13 protein-coding genes are annotated in these 16435 nt (G+C 61.3%); 9 read left to right on the plus strand and 4 right to left on the minus strand.

Annotated features, from left to right (window positions below; translation table 11 throughout):
* Positions 1 to 286 precede the first annotated feature (286 nt).
* From INHI_RS0108755 to INHI_RS0108770, 4 genes are all read left to right on the plus strand, one after another.
* Entirely contained in the window at positions 287 to 1951 is a 1665-nt protein-coding gene (locus tag INHI_RS0108755) for an ABC transporter substrate-binding protein (protein ID WP_027247399.1), read from the plus strand.
* Between the two features lie 161 nt (positions 1952 to 2112).
* Positions 2113 to 3165, plus strand: a complete 1053-nt coding sequence (locus tag INHI_RS0108760; RefSeq protein ID WP_027247400.1) for an ABC transporter permease — start codon at positions 2113 to 2115, stop codon at positions 3163 to 3165.
* Positions 3166 to 3179: 14 nt separating this feature from the next.
* Positions 3180 to 4622 carry an ABC transporter permease gene (locus tag INHI_RS0108765; RefSeq protein WP_027247401.1) on the plus strand — a complete coding sequence of 481 codons (1443 nt, stop codon included), beginning with the start codon at positions 3180 to 3182 and terminating at the stop codon, positions 4620 to 4622.
* A gap of 95 nt (positions 4623 to 4717) precedes the next feature.
* On the plus strand, positions 4718 to 6805 hold the full coding sequence (locus INHI_RS0108770; protein ID WP_027247402.1) for a dipeptide ABC transporter ATP-binding protein: 2088 nt from the start codon (positions 4718 to 4720) through the stop codon (positions 6803 to 6805).
* 46 nt (positions 6806 to 6851) lie between these two features.
* On the opposite strand, the gene INHI_RS0108775 is transcribed toward INHI_RS0108770, so the two are convergent.
* Complete coding sequence (locus INHI_RS0108775; RefSeq protein ID WP_014874529.1) at positions 6852 to 7226, minus strand: hypothetical protein; 375 nt, start codon at positions 7224 to 7226, stop codon at positions 6852 to 6854.
* A gap of 295 nt (positions 7227 to 7521) precedes the next feature.
* The gene (locus INHI_RS0108780; RefSeq protein WP_027247403.1) at positions 7522 to 8106 is read right to left on the minus strand and encodes a lytic transglycosylase domain-containing protein; all 585 of its coding nucleotides are present in this window, start codon (positions 8104 to 8106) and stop codon (positions 7522 to 7524) included.
* A 344-nt stretch (positions 8107 to 8450) separates the two neighbouring features.
* Here INHI_RS0108780 and ssb point away from each other — a divergent pair, with 344 nt between their 5' ends.
* Entirely contained in the window at positions 8451 to 8987 is a 537-nt protein-coding gene (gene ssb, locus INHI_RS0108785) for a single-stranded DNA-binding protein (RefSeq protein WP_027247404.1), read from the plus strand.
* A 271-nt stretch (positions 8988 to 9258) separates the two neighbouring features.
* A complete protein-coding gene (locus tag INHI_RS0108790) occupies positions 9259 to 11466 on the plus strand; it encodes a methyl-accepting chemotaxis protein (protein ID WP_027247405.1) in 2208 nt (735 codons plus the stop codon).
* 152 nt (positions 11467 to 11618) lie between these two features.
* On the opposite strand, the gene aroB is transcribed toward INHI_RS0108790, so the two are convergent.
* Positions 11619 to 12731 (minus strand): 3-dehydroquinate synthase, encoded by a 1113-nt coding sequence (gene aroB / locus INHI_RS0108795; RefSeq protein ID WP_027247406.1) that lies wholly within the window; start codon positions 12729 to 12731, stop codon positions 11619 to 11621.
* A 28-nt stretch (positions 12732 to 12759) separates the two neighbouring features.
* The gene (locus INHI_RS0108800; protein ID WP_014879889.1) at positions 12760 to 13350 is read right to left on the minus strand and encodes a shikimate kinase; all 591 of its coding nucleotides are present in this window, start codon (positions 13348 to 13350) and stop codon (positions 12760 to 12762) included.
* A gap of 80 nt (positions 13351 to 13430) precedes the next feature.
* Between INHI_RS0108800 and INHI_RS21195 the strand changes: the two genes are divergently transcribed.
* The 3 genes from INHI_RS21195 to INHI_RS0108815 are packed head-to-tail and all read left to right on the plus strand — an operon-like array spanning position 13431 to position 16333.
* On the plus strand, positions 13431 to 13580 hold the full coding sequence (locus tag INHI_RS21195) for a hypothetical protein (RefSeq protein ID WP_014874523.1): 150 nt from the start codon (positions 13431 to 13433) through the stop codon (positions 13578 to 13580).
* On the plus strand, positions 13570 to 15291 hold the full coding sequence (locus tag INHI_RS0108810) for a hypothetical protein (protein WP_027247407.1): 1722 nt from the start codon (positions 13570 to 13572) through the stop codon (positions 15289 to 15291). Before INHI_RS21195 ends, INHI_RS0108810 begins: the two co-directional genes overlap by 11 nt.
* Before the next feature lie 28 nt (positions 15292 to 15319).
* Entirely contained in the window at positions 15320 to 16333 is a 1014-nt protein-coding gene (locus INHI_RS0108815) for a site-specific tyrosine recombinase XerD (RefSeq protein WP_027247408.1), read from the plus strand.
* The last annotated feature ends 102 nt before the right edge of the window (positions 16334 to 16435 follow it).

Here is a 16435-nt window from a genome sequence, read left to right on the forward strand (position 1 = left end):
TCACCCTGACAAGCGAGTCATGGCACCACGTCAGACTGGGCACTTATGCCCAGTACTAATCCCTTCAGACCGGGCGTTCCGCAGTCAAAATACAAAAACGACACCAGAAATGTCGCAAAATACATACGAAAGGTCGATAACCTACATTGACCTACCCCTCGTTCTGGGGCCGAATGGCCAAACGGGGAAACAATCGTTGAACACAGCACCACAAACGGCATCTGCCAGATCCGACTGGCCCGCCGTCCCAGAAGAAAAGATCTTGCGGTGCAACAGGGAGAGCCACATGACAAAAGACACCATCACCGGGACCGATATCCACCCGGCGGCAAAGATGTATGCGACAGAAACCCTTGCTGGGAAGATGGACCGACGCGAATTCATGGCCCGCGCCACTGCGCTTGGCCTCAGCTCGGTGGCGGCATACGGCCTCCTTGGGCTCGACGCGCCGGTTCAGGCCGCAAGTCACAAACAGGATGGCGGCACCATGCGCATGCAGATGCTGGTGAAGCCACTGAAAGATCCGCGCACCTATGACTGGTCCGAAATGGGCAACCAGAGCCGCGGCACACTGGAGTATCTGGTCGAATACAACAACGATGGCTCCCTCTCTGGCATGTTGCTGGACAGCTGGGAGATCAATGAAGACGCTACCGTTTACACTCTCAACGTCCGCAAGGGCGTGAAATGGAACAATGGCGATGATTTCACCGCCGAGGATGTGGCCCGCAATATCGCCGGCTGGTGTGACAAGGGCATGGAAGGCAACTCCATGGCCGGCCGTTTCGGCTCACTGGTTGACGAAGCCTCCGGGCAGGCCCGTGACGGCGCCATCGAAGTGGTGGACAGCCACACGGTCCGCCTCAGCCTGCCGAACTCCGATATTTCGCTGATCCCCGGCATGGCCGACTATCCCGCCGCCATTGTCCACTCCAGCTTCCAGACCGATGATTTCACGGCCAATGTTGGCACCGGCCCCTACAAGCTGGCGGAGCTTGAGGTCGGCGTGAAGGCCACGCTGGAGCGCAACGAAGATCACACATGGTGGGGCGAAGCCGTCTTTGGCCGTCCGGCACTGGACCGCATCGAATATATCGACTTTGGCACTGACTCCTCCTCATGGCTGGCAGCACTGGAATCCGAAGAGGTGGATCTGCTCTACGAATCCGTGGGGGAATTCATCGACGTGATGGACGGGCTGGGCTTCCAGAAGTCTGAAGTTGTCACCATGGCTACCATCGTTGTTCGCCCCAACCAGCTGGCCACCGTCGACGGCAAACAGCCTTATGCTGACAAACGCGTGCGTCAGGCGATCTCCATGGCTGTCGACAATTCCGTCTGCCTGGAACTGGGGTATGGAGGTCGCGGCCAGCCTGCGGAAAACCATCACGTTGGTCCGATCCATCCCGAATACGCCGAACTGCCCGCCCGCAAGGTCGATGCTGCCGCGGCGAAGGCGCTGATGGAAGAAGCTGGTATGATGGATTTCGAGCATGAAATCATCTCCATTGACGATGACTGGCGCAAGAACACCACCGATGCGGTCGCAGCGCAGCTGCGCGATGCCGGCTTCAAGGTCAAACGCACAGTGCTGCCCGGCTCCACCTTCTGGAACGACTGGGTGAAATACCCGTTCAGCTCCACCAACTGGAACCACCGTCCGCTGGGCGTGCAGATCCACGCGCTGGCCTATCGCTCCGGCGAGGCCTGGAATGAATTCGGCTGGTCCAATGCGGAATTCGACGGGCTGCTGACCGAGGCGCTGGCCATTGCGGATGCTGACAAGCGCCGTGAAGTCATGGCCAAGATGGAAGCGATCATCCAGGATGAGGGGGTGACCATCCAGCCTTACTGGCGCTCGCTCTACCGTCATATGCGTGAAGGCGTCGTTGGCGCAGATATGCACATTTCCTATGAGCATCATCACTACAAATGGGGCTGGTCGGCCTGATCCTGCCAGCTCACATATCTCGCATCTGCCCTGTCACCGGGGCAGATGCTGCCAGCTCAGCCGCCAGCTCACCCGCCGTCCGACCTCAGGTCTAGCGCAGCCTCTGCGCTGCCTCCGATCGCGCATGGCAGACCAACCGGACTTTGCCAACAGGACTTTGCATGGGACTTTTTATTCTGCGCCGAACGGGCGTGATGATCCTGACGGCGCTCTGCCTCACCTTCATCGTGTTCATTCTGACCAACCTCTATCCGAACCTTGAAAAACTGGCCAAGACCGAGGGCAACTTCCGCATGTCGGATGAGGCCGTCGCCAGCTGGTTGGACAAAAACGGCTATCTCCAACCAATGCCGGTAAAATACGGCCAATGGCTGGGGGTACTCCCCGGCTGGCGTACCACCACGGATGAGGGGATCACCGGCCGCTGCATCACGGGCGTTGTCACCGCAGAGGAGGCAGAAGACGCCCCGTCGTTCTGTGGCGTTTTGCAAGGGGACTGGGGCTATTCCACCCGGTTCAAGGATGAAGTCTGGACCATTATTCAGACCCGACTTGGCAATACCGCCTTCCTGATGATGTGGGTGCTGATCCTGATGGTGCCCTCGGCGCTGCTGATCGGTGTTCTGGCCGGTATGCGTGAAGGCTCTGTCACCGACCGGTCGCTCTCCACCGCCTCCATCCTGACTACCGCCACCCCGGAATATGTCTCCGGCGTGATCTTCATTGCGGTGTTCACCTCTTCCACAGTTGGCTTGAAATGGTTCAAGGGCACGGCGACCTCTGCGATGACCGATGCCAATTTTGAGAATTTCTTCCTGCCGGTGCTGACCATCGCCCTTTATGGGATCGGCTATATCGCCCGGATGACCCGCGCCTCCATGACCGAGGTGATGACCGCGCAATATATCCGCACTGCCCGGCTGAAGGGCGTGAGCTTTCCGAAGATTGTCATGCGCCACGCCCTGCGCAACGCATTGATTGCCCCCTTCACCGTGATCATGCTGCAGTTCCCGTGGCTGCTGAATGGTGTGGTGATCGTGGAGACACTGTTCAACTACAAAGGCTTCGGCTGGGCCCTGGTGGAGGCGGCAGGCAACAATGACATCGAACTGCTCCTCGGCATTTCCGTGGTCTCCGTGGTCGTGGTGCTGCTCACTCAGCTGATCTCCGATATCGGCTATGTCTATCTCAACCCCCGCATCCGGATTTCCTGAAGGAGGAACGCACTATGGACCCTCTCAGCTGGACCGGGAGTCTCTCTTTTCTCACCCCTGTGTTGTTACTTGCCTTAGGCGCGCTTGCAGCCTCGGTGATGACCTGGCTCGTGCTCAGCATTGTGACCACAAGCCCTACCATGGCGGTGAACGCCCACCACAGCGCCAGCCTCGCCGCAACGCCGGATGCGCTGGCCGGTATCGCCGTGCGTTACAGTTTTCTCGCGGTGATCGGACTGATCCTCATCTACATTGTGTTTGGCATCATGTTCGGCGCCTCTGGCGGCATCGTCGGCGCCATGGCGCAGTTGCTCTTGCCTGTGTGGAGCGCATTGGTGGTGCTTTTCGCCGTCTCGATCACCTTCAAGCGGCGGCTTGGTCTCTATGGGAAACTGTTTGACAGCCCCATCGGTATGATCGGCTTTGCGCTGGTGATGTTCTGGGTTTTTACCGGCGTCCTTGGCGCAATGGATCTCATTGCACCGCATGACCCGCTGGCCCAGATTTCCGGCCTTAAAAACAAACTGCCAGGCACCCCCCTGCCGGGTGCCGAGGCCGATGCAGGCATTGCGGCCTGGTATCTGCTTGGCGGCGACAACCTGGCGCGTGATGTGTTCAGCCGTCTGATTGATGGCGCCTGGGTGGTGGTGCAGATCGCGCCGCTGGCGACACTCTTTGCCTTTATGGTTGGGATCACGCTGGGGCTGCCTGCGGGATATTATGGCGGTCTGTGGGATACAGTGCTGTCCTTTATGGCCAACCTGATCCTGGCCTTCCCGGTGATCCTGCTGTTCTACCTGCTGGTCACACCGGAGATCATTGAAACCGGGCTGCCGCAATATATCGCCGTGGTGCTCTTTGCCTTCCCGCTGATCTTTATTGCCGTGCTGATCCATTCACGCTTTCGCACACGGCCTCAGCACAATGCAATGTGGCTGGCGCTGGTGTTGATCCCGGGCGCCATACTCTATCTGTCGCTGATCAATGAGAGCGGCTCCAAGATCACCTTCTCGCCCATTGATCTCTTTAACGTGCCGGGCGGTATTCTGGTGGTCTTTGTCTCCGTGGTCTTTGTGAATTCACCCACTGTGTTCCGCATCGTGCGCGGCCTCACCATGGACATCAAAACCCGCGACTATGTCGCCGCCGCCCAGACCCGGGGGGAGCGCCCCTGGTACATCATGCTGTGGGAGATCTTGCCCAACGCCCGTGGTCCGCTGATCGTCGATTTCTGCCTGCGCATCGGCTACACCACCATCCTCCTTGGAACCTTGGGCTTCTTCGGGCTGGGCCTGCCGCCGGAAAGCCCGGACTGGGGCAGCACGATCAACGATGGGCGCAAGCTGTTGTCGATCTATCTGCACCCGCCGCTGCCACCGGCGCTGGCGCTGCTGAGCCTTGTGCTCGGGCTGAACCTGCTGGCGGATGGCCTGCGCGAAGAAAGCCTGCGCGACTGATATGATCCTCTCCGGGGGCGCTGCCCCCGGACCCCGAGATATTTGGAGCCAGAAGATGCCTCTAAGGCGTCAACCAGCCCTCCAGGGAGACCAAGATGAACAAACTCGCAGAGTACGACGGCCCGATCCTGGAAATTGACAAACTGTCGATCTCCTTCTTTACCCGGCTGCGGGAAATTCCTGCGGTGATGGATTTCTCCGTCTCGGTGATGCCCGGTGAGGCGGTGGGGCTGGTCGGAGAGAGCGGCTGCGGCAAATCCACCGTGGCGCTCGGCGTGATGCAGGATCTGGGCAAGAATGGCCGCATTGTTGGCGGCTCGATCAAGTTCAAGGGCCGCGATCTTGCGGAGATGTCTGCGGAAGAGCTGCGCGACGTGCGCGGCAATGAGATCGCGATGATCTATCAGGAGCCGATGGCCTCGCTCAACCCGGCAATGAAGATCGGCAAACAGCTGATGGAAGTGCCGATGATCCATGAGGGCGTCAGCAAGGAAGAGGCCTACAGGCGCGCCCTTGAGGTGGTGACCGATGTGCGCCTGCCCGATCCCGAACGGATGCTCAATTCCTTCCCGCATCAGCTGTCCGGCGGCCAGCAGCAGCGCATCGTGATCGCCATGGCGCTGATGTCAAAACCCGCCCTCCTCATCCTGGATGAGCCGACCACCGCGCTGGATGTGACGGTAGAGGCCGCCGTGGTCGAGCTGGTAAAGGATCTGGGCAAGAAATACGGCACCTCGATGCTGTTCATCTCCCACAACCTCGGTCTGGTGCTGGAAACCTGCGACCGCCTCTGCGTGATGTATTCCGGCGAAGCGGTGGAGCGCGGCTCCATCCATGATGTGTTTGACGAGATGCAACACCCCTATACGCAGGCGCTGTTCCGCTCTATCCCGCTGCCGGGCGCGGATAAGAACGCCCGCCCGCTGGTGGCGATCCCCGGCAACTTCCCGCTCCCGCACGAGCGCCCGCCCGGCTGTAACTTCGGCCCGCGCTGCGATTATTTCGAGGCCGGGCGCTGCGATGCCCAGGACATCCCGATGGTGCCGGTGCAGGGCAATGACCGCCATCACACCCGCTGCCTGCGCCACGATGAAATCGACTGGGCCGCACCCATCACCGTCGGTGAGCAGAAGGAGAAACCCGAGGTTGGCGAGGTGGTGCTGAAGATCGACGAGCTGCGCAAATATTATGAGGTCTCGGCCAATGCGCTGTTTGACAGCGGCGCGCGCAAGGTGGTGAAGGCCAATGAAACCCTGAGTTTTGAGGCCCGGGAGAGCGAGACCCTCGCCATCGTCGGCGAGAGCGGCTGCGGCAAATCCACCTTTGCCAAGGTGCTGATGGGGCTGGAGACCGCAACCGCAGGCGCCATTCAGCTGGATGGCAGGAACATCGAAGCCACCCCCATCGAACAGCGCGACACCCGCACCGTCTCCGACGTGCAGATGGTGTTTCAGAACCCGTTTGATACGCTGAACCCGTCGATGACGGTAGGCCGCCAGATCATGCGGGCGCTGGAGATCTTTGGCATCGGCGACAGCACCGCTGCGCGTAAGGCGCGCATGTTGGAACTGTTGGATCTGGTGAAACTCCCCCGCGCCTTTGCCGACCGCATGCCGCGGCAGCTGTCAGGCGGGCAGAAACAGCGCGTCGGCATTGCCCGCGCCTTTGCCGGTGGCGCCCGCATCGTGGTTGCGGATGAGCCGGTCTCGGCGCTGGATGTGTCGGTGCAGGCCGCGGTCACCGATCTGCTGATGGAAATCCAGCGCAAGGAGAAGACAACGCTCCTGTTCATCTCCCATGACCTCAGCATCGTGCGCTATCTCAGCGACCGGGTGATGGTGATGTACCTCGGCCATGTGGTTGAGCTGGGCACCACAGATCAGGTCTTTGCCCCCCCCTATCACCCCTATACCGAGGCGCTGCTGAGCGCGGTGCCGATTGCCGATACATCGGTTGAGAAGCGCCACATCGTGCTGGAAGGCGATATCCCGTCGGCGATGAACCCGCCGCCCGGATGCCCGTTCCAGACCCGCTGTCGCTGGAAATCCAAGGTCGCAGACGGTCTCTGCGAGAGAGAGGTTCCACCGGTGCGCACTCTGGACGGCGGTCATCAGGTGAAATGCCACCTCAGCGATTCCGATCTGACAGAAATGGAACCGGTCATAAAAATCGCCGCCGAGTGATCGGCGGCGCTGCTTGACCTGTCCTGAACCGGGGCGGTTGGCCGGGTTATCCCAGCAGCAGCATCACGATGATCAGCAGGTTCATCGACGCAAACTGCATCAGGCGCGGCATGTCATGACGGCGCAGAATGGCATAGGCTGCCAGCGCCAGTGACAAGCCCGCTCCAGCAAGAGACGCGCCACCAATCAGCAGGCCGGTCAGGCCGGTATTCGGCCCCCAGGGCGCACCGGGCGTGTAGATCCCCTTGAGACCAACACCGATCAGAATACCCAAAATGGCGCCCGCCAGGGTGAATTCCACCCCACGCACCGCCAGCGGAGGACGGTCGGCCATCACACTGTCAACGATCTGTGGCGACGGCCCGGACTGGGGCTGCCACTGCATCTGGGTAAGACGTTCGTCAAAGCGTTTGAAAGACACCGGGATATTCCTCTTCTGAAGCTTCAGAATAGTTGCCAAGAGATTAAGGCAACTTTCTGGCAGACAGACGGAGTTAACGCGGCATTAAGGAAGATTATCAGCAGATTAACGCCGATCCCCGGCCCAATCGGCAATGCGCTGCCGAAACAACGGCAAAAGATTAGGGGTAATCAGAAAAAACGCCCGCCACATCAGGCCGTTTTCAACTCAGATCGCTTCGCAAGGATCATATTCCACGCGCCACTCCCACCCGACACCGATGGGCGTGTTTCCGCGACCGTCTGGCAGGCAGGTATCAGCTGCCCCAGATCTTCTTCACGTAATTCTGGGTTTCGCGGTAGGGCGGCACGCCGCCATGTTTGCGCACCGCCTCAGGGCCTGCGTTATACGCCGCCAGCGCCAGACGCCAGGAGCCGAACTTGCGGTATTGTCGCGCCAGATAGCGCGCACCACCGTCCAGATTCTGCTTCGGATCGCTGGCATCTACCCCCAGAGCCTTCGCTGTGGCGGGCATCAGCTGCGCCAGCCCCAACGCCCCCTTGTGGGATTTTGCAGTCGGGTTCCAGCCGCTCTCCTGCTGCACCAGTCGCAGGAACAGATCCTCGGGCACGCCATGTTTCTGCGCCGCTGCCCGCGCGACGTTCAGATATTTTCCACGGTATTTGCCACTATACGGGAGGCTGCCGTATTTCGACGGCGTGTGAATGGTCGGCGGCTGCAGGCGGATCGAATTCTTGTACTGCCCAGACGCACGTTCATCCAGCACCCGCGCCTGCGAGGCGAACAGCTTGCGCTGGCTCTTTGTGCTGAACATATCTGCCGTTGCAATCTGACCCGACAGAACCCCGGTCACCGCAACCCCCACCAACAGTTTACGCATTAAAAACGCCTTGCCCCGTCCCCGGTTTCCCTGTCCTTGATTGCGCGAAACTATAGCCGGATTGACTAAAAAGAAAAGCACCTTCGCATATTCCCGTCAGCCAGCGCCCTGCCCCCGCTGCGCGCCTGCGCAAAATCTGTGGATGACCCCAGATATCGGGGCCAGCCGACTTTCATGTGGCGACCTTGGGCGGTACTGTGGCCGCCAACCCGGCGCGACCAGATTCGGACCGGACAGATTTCATACCCCGACGGGGCCGCAGAAACCGCTGAGCTGGAGGGGTAGACCACCCGGCTTCTGCGGATTTTCGCGCCTCCGAACGACCAGACCAAGAGGACAGACCCATGGCAGGCTCAGTCAACAAAGTAATCCTGATCGGCAACCTCGGCCGTGATCCCGAAGTGCGCAGTTTCCAGAACGGCGGCAAGGTCTGCAACCTGCGGATCGCCACCTCCGAGACCTGGAAAGACCGCAACACCGGCGAGCGGCGCGAAAAAACCGAATGGCATTCGGTCGCGATCTTCTCCGAAGGTCTGGTGCGCGTGGCAGAACAATATCTGCGCAAAGGCTCCAAGGTCTATATTGAGGGCCAGTTGCAAACTCGTAAATGGCAGGACCAGAGCGGCCAGGACCGCTATTCAACCGAAGTCGTGCTACAGGGCATCGGCGGGACGCTGACCATGCTCGATGGCCGCAATGAAGGTGGTCAGGGCGGCGGCCAGGGCGGCGGCAGCTACGGTGGTGGCAGCGGCGGCGGCTATGGTGGTGGCGGTGGTGGCTACGACAGCGGTCAGGGTGGCGGCAATCAGGGCGGTGGCTTTGGCGGCGGCAGCCAGGGCGGCGCCTCGCACAACATCGACGATGACGAAATTCCGTTCTAAAGACGAATCACACATCCGCCAGGGCGAAGACCCCTTGGCGAATACACGTATAGTGTGCAGATCCAGACCGGATCTGCACATTTTTTACAATTACTCTGAGTTCTCATAGGGATAGCCCCAGAGATTTCAACAAGGTCACCCGCCTTTAAAATATGGGTCTTTTGAATGCATCTTCTATTTGAATCGCTCACGCGCGCTGCAAATACACATTCTATTAGCATCTCAAACTTAGCGTTTTGTGGAGTAATAACGTTACGCCGGAGCGCCGAGTATGATCACCCGCCTGTTACAGCATATGTCCATCCGGACCAAAATCCTGACTCTTGTCGGAATTCCCCTTCTGATTATCATCGGGATGTCCGGAGCGGTGTTATATACGCTGAACAAACGCGCCAGCTTTGACACCACGCTGACGCAGGACATCATGATCACTGCAGAGGAACTCGTCCACAATCTGCAGCTCGAACGTGGCATGTCCTCGGCGTTTCTGACCGGTGATGCGTCTGCCATCCCGCAGGCCTTGACCGATCAGCGACAAAAAGCACAGGATCTGCGCATCCATATGCTTGAGGTGATGGAAAACGCAGATCTGTCACAACTGCATGAAAACACCCGAATCTTCGTCGAACTGGCCCATGATGAGCTGGAAGCCTTGGATGACATCCGCATTCAGGTAAAAAACCGTAGCATCAGCGCACCCGAAATGATCGATTTCTACACCGATCTGAACATCCATCTGCTGGAAACCGCACTGGCGTTCGAAGTGCTCGTCCCCAATACTGAGCTGGCAGAACGCGCGATGGCCTTCACCTATTTTCAGATGGCCAAGGATGCCTACGGTATTCAACGCACAATCGGCGCCGAAGGGTTTGCAAAGGGTTGGAGCGACAGCCTGCGCACCCGCATGACCATATCATATTTGCAGTCAAAAGAGAGAATGCGCGTGTTCCACGAGCTCTCGGACAGCAAGAGCGTACATCTCTTCGATGAACGCGCCGAGGGTGAGATCTATCAGGCCTTTGCCAAAATTCGCGCGGATGTCTTCGCCAATGTCCCGCCTGAGAACGTAACTTCGGAGCAGTGGCTCAAGATTGCCACCGGCGCGTTCACCGTCGTCAAAGACGTCGAGACCCAGATCCGCGATGAGCTCATAGCCGATTTCCAGGCCTTCGACGCTTTTAACAAAAACGCCTTCTACCAGACGCTGACCGGCCTATCCGTGGTTCTCGTACTGATCAGCCTTGCCGCGTTGCTCATTGCCCGCGACATTGCAGGCGGTGTACGGATGGTGACCACCGGCCTGGAGCAGATCACCTCCGGTGATCTGGATGTCACCATCTCCGGAAAATCCCGCAAGGATGAGATCGGCAATATCGCGCGGCAGGCGGAAACCCTGCGCGGGCACGCCGTGGAAAAACGCGCAGCCGACGATCAGCTTGATCGCGCCATGGAGGAGCAGAAACAGGTCTCCAACGCGATTGCAGAGGCGCTGCGTCAGCTCAGCCACAAGGTGCTGGTCTACCGGCTGGACGATGAATTCCCCGAGGATTTCAAAGGCTTGCGGATGGATTTCAACGATCTGGCTCAATCGCTGCAGGACGCTATGGACACCGTGCGCAGCGCCGCCTTGTCCGTGGGGGATGACAGCCAGACGATTGCCGCCAATATGGATGACCTGTCCCGCCGGACGGAATCGCAGGCCGCCGCGCTGGAACGCTCCACCCATGCGATGAACGAGATCACCACCAGCGTCGGTGAATCCGCCCGCAACGCCAAGGACGCCGAAACCATCGCAGGCACCACTCAGGACAAGGTCAACGATTGCGAAGAGATCGTGCAGAAAACAGTGACCGCGATGGAGGAGATCCGTACCTCCTCGGATGAGATTTCCCAGATCACCAAGGTGATTGAGGATATCGCCTTCCAGACCAACCTCCTGGCCCTCAACGCCGGGGTTGAGGCCGCCCGCGCCGGGGAGGCCGGGCGTGGCTTTGCCGTTGTCGCCAGCGAGGTGCAGCGCCTGGCGCAACGCTGCTCAGATGCGGTGTCGCAGATCGACGAGATCACCGCCCGCAGTTCGTCTCAGGTCAACACCGGCTCCACCCTTGTTGGCTCTGCCGGAACGGCGATGGCCGATGTCAGCACGCAGGTGAGCGCGATTTCCGAGCTGATCGTCTCCATCGCCAGGGGGTTGGATGCGCAGTCCTCACAGTTGAACGAAGTCAATCACGCCGTCGGCGAGATGGAGCAGATGACCCAGACAAACGCTGCCATGACCGAAGAAACCACCGCGTCCGCCACGCAGCTGTTCCAGCAGGCGCGCGAGCTGAACACCATGATCGGTGCCTTCCAGCTGGACGGCCCTGCCACCTCCTCGACACCGGAAGAGCTGGCAAGCGATGCTGAAATGGCCGCACAGATGGCTGGCACCCACGACGACACCTTCGATGATCCGGACGACGAATCCTGGGTGGCGTAACCGCCCCCTTACCTCGACCACGCTAAACGACACAGCCCCCGCGTTCTGCGGGGGCTGTTGTCCATTCAGAGGCTTCAACTGCGCGCCGTAACAAAGGCACGCAAGCAAATCTTCGCCCCGTCGTTCCTCTCGAAATTGCCGAGGAGACGCTGTCAGCTCTGTGCCAATGCGTCCCGCAGCACATCCAGCACCGCCGCCTGCGGCACATCCCCGGTAACGAAGGCCTGACCGATCCCCCGCGCGAGGATAAAGCGCAGCTGACCGTCGACCACTTTCTTGTCCTGACCCATCAGCGCCAGCAGCGCCTCGGCATCCGGCAGTTCGCCCGGGATATCGGCGAGGTCGGTCTTCATGCCCATCGCCTTCAGATGCGCCCGCACCCGGCTCGGATCTTCCTGGCTGCACAGACCCAGCCGCGCCGACAGCTCAAACGCCAGCGCACAGCCGATCGCAACCCCCTCGCCATGCAGCAGCCGGTCGCCATAGCCGGTTGCCGCCTCCAGCGCATGACAGAAGGTATGACCAAGGTTCAGGAGCGCGCGATCCCCCTGCTCGGTCTCATCGCGCACGACGATATCGGCCTTCATCTGCACCGAGCGTGTTACCGCCTCGACCCGTGCGGCCATATCGCCCGCTGCAAGCGCCGGGCCCTGCGCCTCCAGCCATTCAAAGAACTCCGCATCGCCAAGAAGCCCGTATTTCACCACCTCACCGTAGCCAGCCAGAAAATCGCGCGGGGTCAGCGTGCCCAGCAGCGCGGTGTCCGCCAGCACCAGCGAAGGCTGGTGAAAGGCGCCGATCAGGTTCTTGCCCTGCGGCGCATTGATGCCGGTTTTACCACCCACGGAACTGTCCACCTGCGCCAGCAGCGACGTCGGGATCTGCACAAACCGCACCCCGCGCCGCAAAACCGCCGCCGCAAAGCCTGCAAGATCGCCAATCACACCACCGCCAAAGGCGATGACAATGTCGCCGCGCTCCACTTTCTGCTCCAGCAGCCATTCCACCGCGCGGCTGAACTGTGGCCAGGCCTTGGTGCTTTCTCCCGGCGGCAGCGCCAGTGCATCCATCTCGATCCCGGCACTCGCCAGACCTGCGCGCAACCCCTCAAGGTGATGCGCCGCCACGGTTTCATCTGTCAGAACCGCCACCTTCGGACGGCGCAGCATCGGCGCCAGACGCGCCCCCGCATCCGCCAGCAGATCCGGCCCGATCACCACATCATATGCGCGCTCTCCCAGCGCCACATGCACGCTGCGTTCCAGCATTGCCTGCTCCATCACACCCACTCCGTCACACCCACTCAAGCACATCCGGGCGGGCGCGCAGCGCCTCGACAACCCGGTTCACCATTTCGTCAATCGACGCCTGCCCGTCCGACACCACCGTCAGATCCGCCTGCGCGTAATACGGCACCCGGTCATGATAGAGCGCCGACAGCGTCGCATGGGGGTCCTCGGTGCGCAGCAGCGGCCGGGTGTCGCGATGTTTCACCCGGTTCCACAGCACCTCAAGGTCCGCATTCAGCCAGATCGCCACCCCGCGCTCCGAGATGATCTGACGGTTTTCCTCCGCCAGAAATGCGCCGCCGCCGGTGGACAGTACGCCGCGTTCCTCATCCAGCAGCCGCCGGATCACCTGACGCTCCTTCTTTCGAAAGAACGGCTCGCCATCGCGGGCAAAGATTTCGGGGATCGTGCGGTTGGCCGCAGCCTCGATTTCATGGTCACTGTCCAGAAACGGGGCCTGCAGACGGGCCGCCAGGGCACGGCCCACCGCCGTCTTCCCTGCCCCCATCATGCCCACCATCACGATGGTTTTTTTCAGCGCACCGGGCACCCGGCGGTCACCCGCGCCACTGAGTGTTTGCTCTTTTTCGCTCATTCTTCAGTGAATGACGTGATATTGCTAAAAAGGCCATATATAACTTGCACAAAAGCCAAAGAAGCAGTGAGCGGACACCCATGGGGCGATTGATCAAATACTTCCTTTATTTAGTTGTTCTGGCAGCGATCGGTCTGGTGATCTATGCCTATGTGGGACCGTGGTTCGGGGCGGATTTCGACGCCCCCACCGCAGAGGTCCGCAAACCGGTGGTTCTGAATGCCGACTAGACAGCGGCGTGGTGAGTCGGCTCCGGCGGCTCTGCTTGCGCGCAGCCCCTCTGCCGGTGCAACCTTCCGACCAAATCGCCTGCTGAAACAGATGCTGGTGCTGGGCCTTGGTGTCGCGACATCCGGCTTTGCAGCTGCAGCCACCGCCCAGACACCCGCCGGTCCTGCGGCCTCACCTGTGGCGCAATCCGGACCGCCCAGCCCAGCGACCCCCCGCGAAACACCCCGCAGCGGCGCTGCCAAACCCGGCGACCCGCTCGCCGCCATCGACTGGCTGGCCACGCCTGCGCCCGATGCAGGGCTGCCGGGCACCGTCCTTCTGGAACCGCCCGTCGCAGGCTCCGCCCGACGCCCGGAGGTGACCGTCACCCCACTGGCCAGCCTTGTGGCGCCGATTGGTCTGGTCAAACCAGCCTCCACCGGCCTGCCCGTCGATCTCTGGCGCGGCAGCAACGCCGAGGCGCTCGCCACGCTGCTGGCCTCGGTCCCTGTGCGCAAATCCCCTGCGATGCAGTCGCTGATGTTCACCTTGCTGCTGTCAGAGACCCGCCCCCCGGTCGAGGGCGGCGAGCGGCTGTTGCTGGCACGGCTGGACCGGCTGATGGATCTGGGCGCACCAGACCCCGCACAGGCGCTGGCCGAGCAGGCCGGCCCCACCCGCAGCAAGGCGCGTTTCAAGCGCTGGTTTGACGCCACCCTGCTGACCGGCGATGAACAGCAGGCCTGCAGCGCACTGCAGGATCGACCGCATCTGGCGCCGGATTATGCCTCCCGGATCTTCTGTGCCGCCCGGCTTGGTGATTGGCCCACCGCCGCGCTGCTGCTGGAGGCCGCTCATGCGCTGGAACTGGTGGACAGTCGCCAGCTCGACCTCCTCGACCGGTTCCTGAACCCCGATGTGTTTGAGGACGCACCACCGCTGCGCGCACCAAAATCCCCGGATCCCCTGACGTTTCGCCTCTATGAAACCATTGGAGAGCGCCGCCCGACCAGCAACCTGCCGCGCGCCTTTGCAGCAGCGGATCTGCGCGACATTGCCGGCTGGAAGGCCCAACTCGAAGCGGCGGAGCGGCTGACCCGGATCGGTGCGCTGAACCCCAATCACCTGCTCGGGCTCTACACCGAACGCAGCCCCGCGGCCTCCGGCGGCATCTGGGACCGGGTCGCGGCGTTGCAACGTTTTGAAACCGCGCTGGAAACGGGCAGCGCCGAGGCGGTCAGCAAAACCCTGCCCAAGGTCTGGCGTGCCATGCAGACGGCGCAGATCGAAACCGCCTTTGCCGATCTCTTTGCCGATCAATTGGCGCGCATCCCGCTTGACGGTCAGGCCGCCAATCTGGCCTGGCGCATTCGCCTGCTCGCCCCAACTTATGAAACCGCCTCTCACAGCCCGCCCCCCTCGCAGGGACGCAGCGCCTTTGTCGCTGCCGTGGCACAGGGTGTGCCCACACAGGAGCTCGCCCGAAGCGGTGTCGAACAGGCCATCGCCGCCGCCTTTGCTACCGACAGTGCCGCACCGCGCAAACTGCAACGTCTGCTCGACAACGGCCAGCTGGGCGAGTCTATCCTGCGTGCGATGCAGCTCTTTGCGCAGGGCGCGGACGGCAATCTTGGCGATCTGACAGATGCGCTGGCCACCTTCCGTGCTGTCGGGCTGGAAGACACCGCCCGCCGCGCCGCCCTGCAGCTGTTGCTGCTGGACCACCGTTGATGGTTCCCGGCATGAAACGCGCTCACCCATGACCCCACCCGCCGCCCAATCAGCCAATACCCCGCAGGATGATCTGCAGTGGATCGCCACCTTTCTGGATGCGCAGGCTGCCGATCTGGGTGCCGCGCGCAATACGCTGCTCGCCTATGGTCGCGACCTGAAAGATGTGGCCAGTTGGCTTGGACATAAAAACCGCGCCTTTGGCAGTGCGACCCGCGATGATATCGAATCCTATCTGATCGCCTGCGATGCCGAAGGGCTGGCCCGCGCCACCCGCGCCCGCCGTCTCTCCGCAATCAAACAGATCTATCGCTTTGCCTTTGACGAAGGCTGGCGCAGTGACAATCCCGCCATCCAGATCAAAGGACCAGGACGCCAGAAGGCCCTGCCCAAGACGCTGGAGGTGATCGAGGTGGATCGCCTTCTGGATGCGGCGCGACAATCCGGCCGCAACCTTTCGGACCGGCTGCGCAACACCTGCATGATGGAGCTGCTCTATGCCACCGGCATGCGGGTGAGTGAGCTGGTCGGCCTGCCCGTCGCTGCCGCACGGGGCGATCCGCGCATGTTGCTGGTGCTGGGCAAGGGGGGCAAGGAACGGATGGTGCCCCTGTCGCCCCCTGCCCGCGACGCGCTGGCGGCTTGGCTCACCACGCGCGATGCCGCTGAGGAGGCCGCCGTGGCCAAAGGGGCCGCGCCCTCCCGCTTCCTGTTTCCCTCGCGCGGCAAATCCGGCCACCTGACCCGACATCGGTTTTATCTGCTGATCAAGGAGTTCGCCGTCGCCGGCGGCCTCCCGCCCGAGGCCGTGTCCCCCCATACTCTGCGCCACGCCTTTGCCACGCATCTTCTGACCAACGGGGCCGATCTGCGCGCCATTCAGGCGCTGCTGGGCCATGCCGATATTGCCACAACCGAGATTTACACCCATGTGCTGGACGCCCGGCTGAGTGAACTTGTGCTTGAACACCACCCGCTGGCCCGCAGGGACACCGGATCAGCCCAGCCCCTGCAGCAGGACGACGACGGGCCGACAGAATAATTGGCCCCAGATAATCGCCCCAAGGTGCGACAGCTCCGCACCTCCCTCTTGCGACAGCGCGACAGGCACCCCATAACCATGGGGATCTCAACATTTCTTTCG

It is taken from the genome of Phaeobacter inhibens DSM 16374 (assembly GCF_000473105.1).
In the GTDB taxonomy this organism is placed as follows: domain Bacteria; phylum Pseudomonadota; class Alphaproteobacteria; order Rhodobacterales; family Rhodobacteraceae; genus Phaeobacter; species Phaeobacter inhibens.